Annotated in this window: 8 protein-coding genes; all 8 read right to left on the bottom strand. The window is 44.7% G+C overall.

All coding sequences use genetic code 11. The features are described from left to right. Window positions 1–105: 105 nt before the first annotated feature. The 8 genes from V7201_RS00285 to V7201_RS00250 all read right to left on the bottom strand — a co-directional run bounded on the left by V7201_RS00285 (window position 106) and on the right by V7201_RS00250 (window position 8,728). Entirely contained in the window at window positions 106–864 is a 759-nt protein-coding gene (locus tag V7201_RS00285; protein WP_335374788.1) for a polysaccharide deacetylase family protein, read from the bottom strand. 247 nt (window positions 865–1,111) lie between these two features. Next, the gene (gene eno, locus V7201_RS00280) at window positions 1,112–2,410 is read right to left on the bottom strand and encodes a phosphopyruvate hydratase (protein WP_335374787.1); all 1,299 of its coding nucleotides are present in this window, start codon (window positions 2,408–2,410) and stop codon (window positions 1,112–1,114) included. Between the two features lie 12 nt (window positions 2,411–2,422). Continuing rightward, window positions 2,423–3,961 carry a 2,3-bisphosphoglycerate-independent phosphoglycerate mutase gene (gene gpmI, locus V7201_RS00275; RefSeq protein WP_335374786.1) on the bottom strand — a complete coding sequence of 513 codons (1,539 nt, stop codon included), beginning with the start codon at window positions 3,959–3,961 and terminating at the stop codon, window positions 2,423–2,425. Further along, window positions 3,954–4,715, bottom strand: coding sequence for a triose-phosphate isomerase (gene tpiA / locus V7201_RS00270; protein WP_335374785.1), 762 nt, complete (start codon window positions 4,713–4,715; stop codon window positions 3,954–3,956). Before tpiA ends, gpmI begins: the two co-directional genes overlap by 8 nt. Window positions 4,716–4,909: 194 nt before the next feature. Then, the gene (locus V7201_RS00265; protein WP_335374784.1) at window positions 4,910–6,094 is read right to left on the bottom strand and encodes a phosphoglycerate kinase; all 1,185 of its coding nucleotides are present in this window, start codon (window positions 6,092–6,094) and stop codon (window positions 4,910–4,912) included. A 129-nt stretch (window positions 6,095–6,223) separates the two neighbouring features. Next, the gene (gap, locus tag V7201_RS00260; protein ID WP_335374783.1) at window positions 6,224–7,231 is read right to left on the bottom strand and encodes a type I glyceraldehyde-3-phosphate dehydrogenase; all 1,008 of its coding nucleotides are present in this window, start codon (window positions 7,229–7,231) and stop codon (window positions 6,224–6,226) included. 87 nt (window positions 7,232–7,318) lie between these two features. Next, on the bottom strand, window positions 7,319–8,344 hold the full coding sequence (locus tag V7201_RS00255) for a sugar-binding transcriptional regulator (RefSeq protein WP_335374782.1): 1,026 nt from the start codon (window positions 8,342–8,344) through the stop codon (window positions 7,319–7,321). 123 nt (window positions 8,345–8,467) lie between these two features. Beyond that, a complete protein-coding gene (locus tag V7201_RS00250) occupies window positions 8,468–8,728 on the bottom strand; it encodes a glutaredoxin family protein (RefSeq protein WP_335374781.1) in 261 nt (86 codons plus the stop codon). Between the last annotated feature and the right edge of the window lie 68 nt (window positions 8,729–8,796).

Genomic DNA, 8,796 nt, shown 5'->3' with positions numbered 1-8,796 from the left:
CGAGGGGCTAGGCGCTGGAGCTGGACAATTCTCGAAGTGAATTCTATACATTGTTATCCAACAAAAAAAGAAACACAATGGATTGTGTTTCTAAAAGATGTCTGTTTAACGGAGTGAGGCTGGCAGGAATGAGTTTGACCTAAACAGCAAATCCGATACTGTTGTGCATTTATAGCCTTTCTTATACAGGATTTCAAGAATCTGCTCAAGAGCCTTCACTGTTTGAGTCCTGTCACCGCCAGCATCATGAAAGATAACCACATCTCCTGGCCTCGTATCTGATATGACATTTTCTACGATCTTATTGGCACCCGGCTTGCTCCAGTCTCTCGTTTCCTGATGCCAGGACCAGAGAATCACATTATAACCTTCAGCAACTGCTGTATCGATAATTTCTTCATCATAATATCCGGCAATAGGGCGGAATAGCGTAGGCTGGTAGCCAGTCAATTCCTTGATTACTTTCTCGCTTTTTTCCAATTCCCTTTTTAGCATAGCCGGCGAATGTCCGTCACGGAAATGATGGCGATATGTGTGATTAGCCACTTCATGCCCTTCCCTCGCCTCGCGCTTTACGATCTCAGGATATCTTGCTGCTTCTTCACCGATGACGAAAAAGGTTGCTTTCGCATTGTATTTGCCAAGGGCATCCAGAATTTGGGCAGTATAAAGTGGATCAGGTCCATCATCGAAGGTTAATGCCACCAGCTTTTCATCCACTGGAATATCCCAAAATACATGTCCAGTCTTTTCGAACTTGTCTCTTTTCACGGAAGAAGGTGTACCTGAATCAGCTTCCACCCTCGGCTGCCCGCCTATTATGCATAATATGATCATACCAGCTAAAAGTAATCTCTTTTTCATATCAACTGGCTCCTATCTTTAGTTGGTACAACATATTTTGCTCATTTCGATTTGTTTTTGGTCACGAAAATGCAAATGGATATATTTAACCCTGGAGCAATGAGTACGGAACTTTGCAAAAAGAAAAAATTCTTTTTTATTTACCAAAAATTGATTTCTTCTCCATAGGGGCAGGAAAGAATACCATAAAAAAAACGCCGGCAGCATCGTCATGCAGCCGGCGTTTTATTTTACCTACCTAATAGAATTACTTCTTAAGGTTATAGAAAGATTTGATTCCGTTAAAGCGAGCTGTTTCGCCAAGCTGGTCTTCGATACGAAGAAGCTGGTTGTACTTCGCTACGCGGTCTGTACGTGATGGGGCACCAGTCTTGATTTGGCCAGCGTTTGTTGCAACAGCAATATCAGCGATTGTTGCATCTTCTGTTTCACCAGAACGGTGAGAGATGACAGCTGTGTAACCTGCACGCTTCGCCATTTCGATAGCGTCGAAAGTTTCAGTCAAAGTACCGATTTGGTTAACTTTGATCAAGATTGAGTTGCCAACGCCTTGCTCAATACCTTGAGAAAGCTTCTTCGTGTTTGTAACGAACAGGTCGTCACCAACAAGCTGAACTTTTCCGCCAAGGCGCTCAGTCAATAGCTTGTGGCCTTCCCAGTCGTTTTCATCCAAACCGTCTTCGATTGAGATGATTGGGTATTTAGAAGACATTTCCGCGTACCAGTCAACCATTTCTGCAGATGTTTTAACAACGCCTTCACCAGAAAGGTGGTACTTGCCGTCTTCTTTGTTGTAGAACTCAGAAGAAGCAGCGTCCATAGCTAGCATAACTTGCTCGCCTGGCTTGTAGCCTGCTTTTTCGATTGCTGTAACGATTGTTTGAAGAGCTTCTTCGTTTGAACCAAGGTTTGGAGCGAATCCACCTTCGTCACCTACAGCTGTGTTCAAGCCTTTTTCTTTAAGAACTGACTTTAGGCTGTGGAAAATTTCAGCACCCATGCGAAGTGCTTCACGGAAGTTTTCAGCGCCAACAGGCATTACCATGAATTCCTGGATGTCTACGTTGTTGTCAGCGTGCTCGCCGCCATTAACGATGTTCATCATCGGAACTGGAAGCTGCTTCGCGTTGAATCCGCCAAGGTATTGGTATAAAGGAATGTCAAGGTAGTCTGCAGCAGCGTGTGCAACAGCCATAGAAACTCCAAGAATAGCGTTAGCGCCTAATTTACCTTTGTTTTCAGTACCGTCTAACTCGATTAGAGCATGGTCGATGCCAACCTGGTCAAGAACGTTGAACTCTTCACCGATCAAGAATGGAGCGATGATTTCGTTCACGTTTTCAACTGCTTTAAGAACACCTTTTCCAAGGTAGCGGCTCTTGTCGCCGTCACGAAGCTCAACTGCTTCGTATTCGCCTGTTGAAGCACCACTTGGAACTAGCGCGCGTCCGAAAGCGCCTGATTCTGTGAAAACTTCAACCTCAACTGTTGGGTTACCGCGGGAATCCAATACTTCACGTGCATATACGTCTGTAATAAATGGCATAGTAATCTCTCCTTATTTTTTAATTAATGATGTTCCAGTCATTTCTGCTGGCTGATCGAGTCCTAAAAGTTCAAGTATGGTTGGTGCAAGGTCGCCAAGAATTCCGTCTTCACGAAGTTCAACGCCTGATTTCGTCACAATGACAGGCACCGGGTTTGTTGTATGTGCTGTCATTGGTGAGCCTTCAAGTGTCACAACTTCATCCGCGTTTCCGTGGTCCGCTGTGATAATCACAGTACCGCCTTTGGAAACAATCAGGTCAACAATGCGTCCAAGGCATTCATCCACTGTTTCAACAGCCTTGATTGTTGGTTCAAGCATACCTGAGTGTCCAACCATGTCCGGGTTCGCAAAGTTCAAGAGAATCGCATCAAAATGATCTGCTTCGATTTCCCTGATCAATGCATCTGTCACTTCGTATGCGCTCATCTCAGGCTGCAAGTCATAAGTCGCAACCTTTGGGGAGTTGATTAAAATTCTCTGCTCTCCAGGGAACTCCTTCTCCCGGCCGCCGCTCATGAAGAACGTTACGTGTGGATACTTTTCCGTCTCCGCAATACGCAGCTGTGTCATGCCTGCCTGAGAAATCACTTCTCCCACTGTATTATCAAGGTTTGTTGGCTTAAATGCAACAAAACCATCGACCGTCTCACTAAAATGGGTTAAGCACACAAAGTGAAGATTTTCAGGATGTCCAGGTCCACGGTCAAATGAACGGAAATCTTTATTTGTAAAAGTGTTAGAAATCTGGATTGCGCGGTCAGGACGGAAGTTGTAGAAAATCACAGCATCGTCATTCTTGACCGTCGCAACAGGTGAACCATCTGGCTTCACAAGGACAGATGGAACAACGAATTCATCAAAGATACCATTGTGATAGTTATCTTCAATCAGTTCCATAGGGTTTGAATACGTAGGTCCGTCGCCGTACACCATTGAACGGTAGGATTTCTCCACACGCTCCCAGCGCTTGTCACGGTCCATTGAATAGTATCGCCCAGAAATCGTCGCAAATTCCCCTACTCCGATTTCACTCATTTTTTCTAATGTTCGTTTGATATAGCCTGGCGCCGTTTGAGGTCCAACATCGCGACCGTCAAGGAAGCCGTGTAAGTAAACCTTTGTAAGGCCTTCACTTGCCGCAAGCTTCAAGAGAGCAAACATGTGCTCAATGTGGCTGTGCACTCCGCCATCTGACAGCAGTCCCATCAAATGAAGTGCTGTGCCTTTTTCTTTCGCATGCTTGATCGCTGCAAGGAAGGTTTCATTCTTTTCAAATTCGCCTTCACGAATCGAGATGTTCACGCGTGTCAGACTCTGGTAAACAATACGGCCAGCACCGATGTTCAGGTGTCCAACCTCAGAGTTTCCCATTTGGCCCTCTGGAAGACCAACCGCTTCACCGCTTGCAATCAATTGCGCATGCGGATAGTTATTCCAGTAGCGGTCAAAATTAGGCTTTTTCGCCTGTGCAACGGCGTTTCCCATCCGTTCGCCGCGCAATGCGAAGCCGTCCAGAATGATTAAAGCTGTTGGTGACTGTTTACTCATGAGTACCTGCCTCCAATAATTGCACGAAGGAATCTGTCTCTAAGCTTGCACCGCCGACTAAAGCGCCGTCGATATCAGGCTGGGACATGTATTCCTGGATGTTTCCTGGTTTTACACTTCCGCCGTACTGAATACGTACCGCTTCTGCTACTTCCGGAGAAAACTGTTCTGCAATCACCTTGCGGATGTGTGAACAAGTTTCGTTAGCATCTTCAGCAGTAGAAGATTTGCCAGTTCCAATCGCCCAGATTGGCTCATAAGCGATGACCGTCTGCTTTACTTGCTCGTCGGAAAGGCCGTTAAGAGCAGCTTTGATCTGGCCGCCAACAAACTCATTTGTTTCGCCACTTTCACGCTGCTCAAGCGTTTCACCGCAGCAAACGATTGGAGTCAGATTGTATTTGAATGCCGTTAAAGTCTTTTTATTAACACTTTCATCCGTTTCATTGAACATTTCACGGCGTTCTGAGTGTCCGATGATAACATATTTCACACCGATGTCTTCCAATGCTTTCGGGCTGACTTCGCCTGTAAAAGCACCGTTTTCTTCAAAGTGCATGTTTTGTGCGCCGATTTCAAGCTCTGATCCATTTGTTAGCTCAACCAATTGTCCAAGGAACAATGCTGGCGCGCAAACTACAGATTCAACCTTGTCCTTTGAAGGAACAAGACCGCTTACTTTTTCAATGAAATCCTTCGCTTCAGGCAGCGTTTTATGCATTTTCCAGTTACCTGCAATAATAGGTTTTCGCATGCTGACACTTCCTTTCGAGTTTCCTGCTTCATATAAGCAGTATTGCTTTTAAGCTTATCTTACATGTGTAAAAGCTATTTAAAAATTCCCCATTGGATGTTGGGCTGTTGTTGTTTAACAGAGCGTGCAGCTGCTAGCCAGGATCCGCACCCTTGCACTGCTGCTGCCCTGCTCCTGAATATCTCTTAATCCGATTACTTATCGTTCAATGCCACAACGCCTGGAAGCTCTTTGCCTTCCATGAATTCAAGGGAAGCACCGCCGCCCGTTGAGATGTGGCTCATTTTGTCAGCCAGATTGAATTTTTCAACCGCTGCTGCAGAGTCGCCTCCGCCGATGACAGAATATGTATCGCTTGCATCGGCTAATGCTTGTGCTACTGCTTTTGTACCTTCTGCGAATTTATCGATTTCAAATACGCCCATTGGTCCGTTCCAGATGACCAGTTTAGACTTTTGAATCACATCGCGGTAAGTTTCAGCTGTTTTAGGTCCGATATCAAGAGCTTCCCAGTCTGAAGGAATTTCTTCAATCGATACGACCTTTGTATTTGCATCAGCAGAAAAATCATCAGCAACGATGACATCAACAGGCATATAGAAGTTGACGCCCTTTGCCTTTGCTTTTTCCATGAAGCTCTTAGCCAATTCAATTTTATCTTCTTCTAAAAGAGATTTACCAACCTCGTGGCCCTGTGCTTTTACGAATGTATAAGCAAGACCGCCGCCGATGATCAGGTTATCTACTTTTTCTAATAGGTTATCAATAACGCCGATTTTATCTTTAACCTTCGCTCCGCCGATGATAGCTGTAAACGGACGCTCAGGGTTTGATAAAGCTTTTCCAAGAACCTCAAGCTCTTTTTCCATCAAGAAGCCTGATACTGCCGGAAGGTGCTTGGCAATGCCTTCTGTTGAAGCATGCGCACGGTGTGCAGCTCCGAATGCATCGTTCACATACACATCTGCAAGTTCAGCAAATGCTTTTGCTAGTTCAGGATCGTTCTTCTCTTCGCCAGGATAGAAGCGGACATTCTCAAGAAGAAGGACATCGCCTTCGTTCATGCTGTCGATTTCAGATTTTACAGAGTCGCCATATGCTTCGTCTGTTTTTTTTACATCTTTTCCAAGCAGCTCAGACAAACGCTTTGCTACTGGAGTCAAACGCAATTCTTCAACAGCCTGCCCTTTTGGACGGCCAAGGTGGCTTGCAAGAAGGACTTTCGCTCCCTGCTCAACTAGATACTGGATTGTTGGAAGTGCAGCACGGATCCTTGTATCATCCGTAACCTGTCCATCCTTCATCGGCACGTTAAAATCAACGCGGCAAAAAACTCGTTTTCCTTTTACATCCACATCTTTAACTGTCTTTTTATTCAAGGCTAGAGACCTCCTTTAAAATAGCGCCTGAGCGCTTTTAAGCAGAAAAAGAGGAGAGGGACTTTTCCCCGCTCCCCAATTCACACCACTACATTATAGTCGTTAATGGATGGTTTATCCAATGATAGCTTACAGACCTTTTTTAGCGATGAAATCAACAAGGTCAACTACACGGTTAGAGTAACCAGACTCGTTGTCATACCAAGAGATTACTTTTACCATGCTGCCTTCCATAACCATTGTTGAAAGTGCATCGATTGTAGAAGAGTTTGCACAGCCATTGTAGTCGCTAGATACAAGCGGCTCTTCGCTGTATCCAAGGATACCTTTAAGTTCGTTTTCAGAAGCCTTCTTGAATGCAGCGTTGATTTCTTCAACTGTTACGTCTTTTTCAAGCTCAGCAACAAGGTCAACTAATGATACGTTTGGAGTTGGAACACGCATAGCTCCACCGTTCAATTTGCCTTTAAGCTCAGGCAATACTAGAGAAACTGCTTTTGCAGCACCAGTTGTTGTAGGAATGATGTTTTCCGCAGCTGCACGTGCACGACGGTAGTCTTTGTGCGGAAGGTCAAGGATTTGCTGGTCATTTGTGTAAGAGTGAACTGTTGTCATCATACCGCGCTTGATGCCGAAGTTGTCGTTCAATACTTTTGCAAATGGAGCCAAGCAGTTTGTTGTACAAGATGCATTAGAGATTACATGGTGGTTAGCTGCATCGTACTTGTCGTCGTTAACACCCATAACGATTGTGATATCTTCGTCAGATGCTGGAGCAGAAATGATAACTTTCTTAGCGCCTGCTTCTAAGTGTTTCGCAGCGTCAGCACGCTTAGTGAAACGTCCAGTTGATTCTACAACTACTTCTACGCCAAGGTCGCCCCAGCCAAGTTGTGCAGGATCTCTTTCAGCAAGAACTTTTACTTTGTGGCCGTCAACTACTAAGTAGTCTCCGTCAACTGTAATTTCTTTATTTAAAGTACCGTGTACAGTGTCATATTTTAAAAGATGAGCAAGCATGTTTGCATCCGTTAAATCGTTAACTGCCACTACTTCTACGTTAGGGTTGTTAAGTGCTGCGCGGAAAACTACGCGTCCAATACGTCCAAATCCATTAATACCAACTTTTACTGCCATGTTTATTTCCTCCTTCGAGTCCTTAAAGATGTTTTTTATTGACTTTGTTAACTCAGTAGTGATTAACAAAGCCTTTATATTAAGGTGTTACCCTTGTAACAATTGTTTGGCGGCTCCCTCATCCGTAATGAGGATTGTTGAGGAAGGTGCCTGTTTCATATAAGCTCTAATCGCCTTTGCCTTTGATTCACCGCCGGCAACCGCGATAACATCGCCTATATTCGCGAGGTCATTGAGCTGAAGACCGATCGTCAACACTTTGTGGACGATTTCCCCTGCTTCGTTAAAATAATAGCCGAAAGCCTCGCCGACTGCTTTGCCTTTCTGGATGTTCTGCAAATCCTCAGGGCTGGTATTACGACGTTCCGCCATTGTTATAGCGTCTCCAATACCATGTAAAACCATGCTAGCGGATTTAACTAAATTCCATACCTCGTAAATCAGTGGTTCTTTTATGAAAGAGTCGTAAATCTCGCTGCTGACCTGGTCTGGCACATAAAATACCCTGTGACGCGATTTTGTATTGTCCGCCATATTTGCGCAAATCGTGTTTGCCTGATTCTTGACGTCCTCACCAATCCCGCCCCTTGCCGGCACAAACAGCAAATCCTTTTCGCCAAAGTCTGGTGTCAGCATATCCGCTACCGCCGCCATCGTCGATCCGCCTGTCACAGCAATGATATTCTTGCTATGCAGAAGACTTTGCATGCAATCGGCAGTCGCGCGGCCAAGTTCGCTTTTCACCCATGGTGAGCGGTCACTATCCCCAGGGACAACAATCACCCTCCGGATGCCCATGCTCTCCTTTAGCTTGCGCTCTAATGAGTTAATACCCATTATATCGCGCATTACACTATCAAGACTTTCCAGTATATCTTTTCCCTCATTCGTCAGTGTCATTCCCTGTACCGACATCGAGATCAGATTCTGGTCCTTCAAAAATTCCACCTCTGAACGCAAAACCCGCTCTGTCAGGTTCAAGCTGACGGAAAGGTTTCTCCTGCCTACTGGCTGCATCACGTATATGTACTGCAGGATGAGGTATCGTTTTTGCATAACTTGCATTAAATCGGGCAATATTCTTTTTTGAATATCAATGAGCGAATCGTGCATAATGATATTCTCCTTTTTCACTGTTGGTCATAAAATGTCCCGCCAAGACATATTATGTCCCACCTGCGGTAAAAAAAATCACCCCTGCTACAGATTTCATTTTAACAGGAGTGAAAACTCAATTCAACTAATAAACTCAAGGTTTTTTCTTGTAAACGCTTCACTTATGAATTTTTTGTTCACAATGCCATATTGAAGCTCTTCCCCGTCCAATTCCACGACAGGAATCATGATTCCGTACTTTTCTACGAGCTGATCATCAAGGTCAATGTTGATTTCTTCTATTGTAAAATTCCACAGTTGCTGCAAGTCCTCAAGGATTTCCCTGGCTGTCTCGCACAGGTGGCAGCGCGGCCGGGAATAGAGTTTGACTGTTTTTTTCATGGGATCTCCTTTAAAACAATTACTTTTTCCTATTCTCTGTTAAACAAGTCTGTTGATTTTCGTTCCAG

The organism is Bacillus sp. JJ1122 (assembly GCF_036964885.1).
Lineage (GTDB): Bacteria > Bacillota > Bacilli > Bacillales > Cytobacillaceae > Mesobacillus.
The sequence above is the reverse complement of the archived record's forward strand: the minus strand, read 5'-3'. Positions and strand labels throughout refer to the sequence as shown.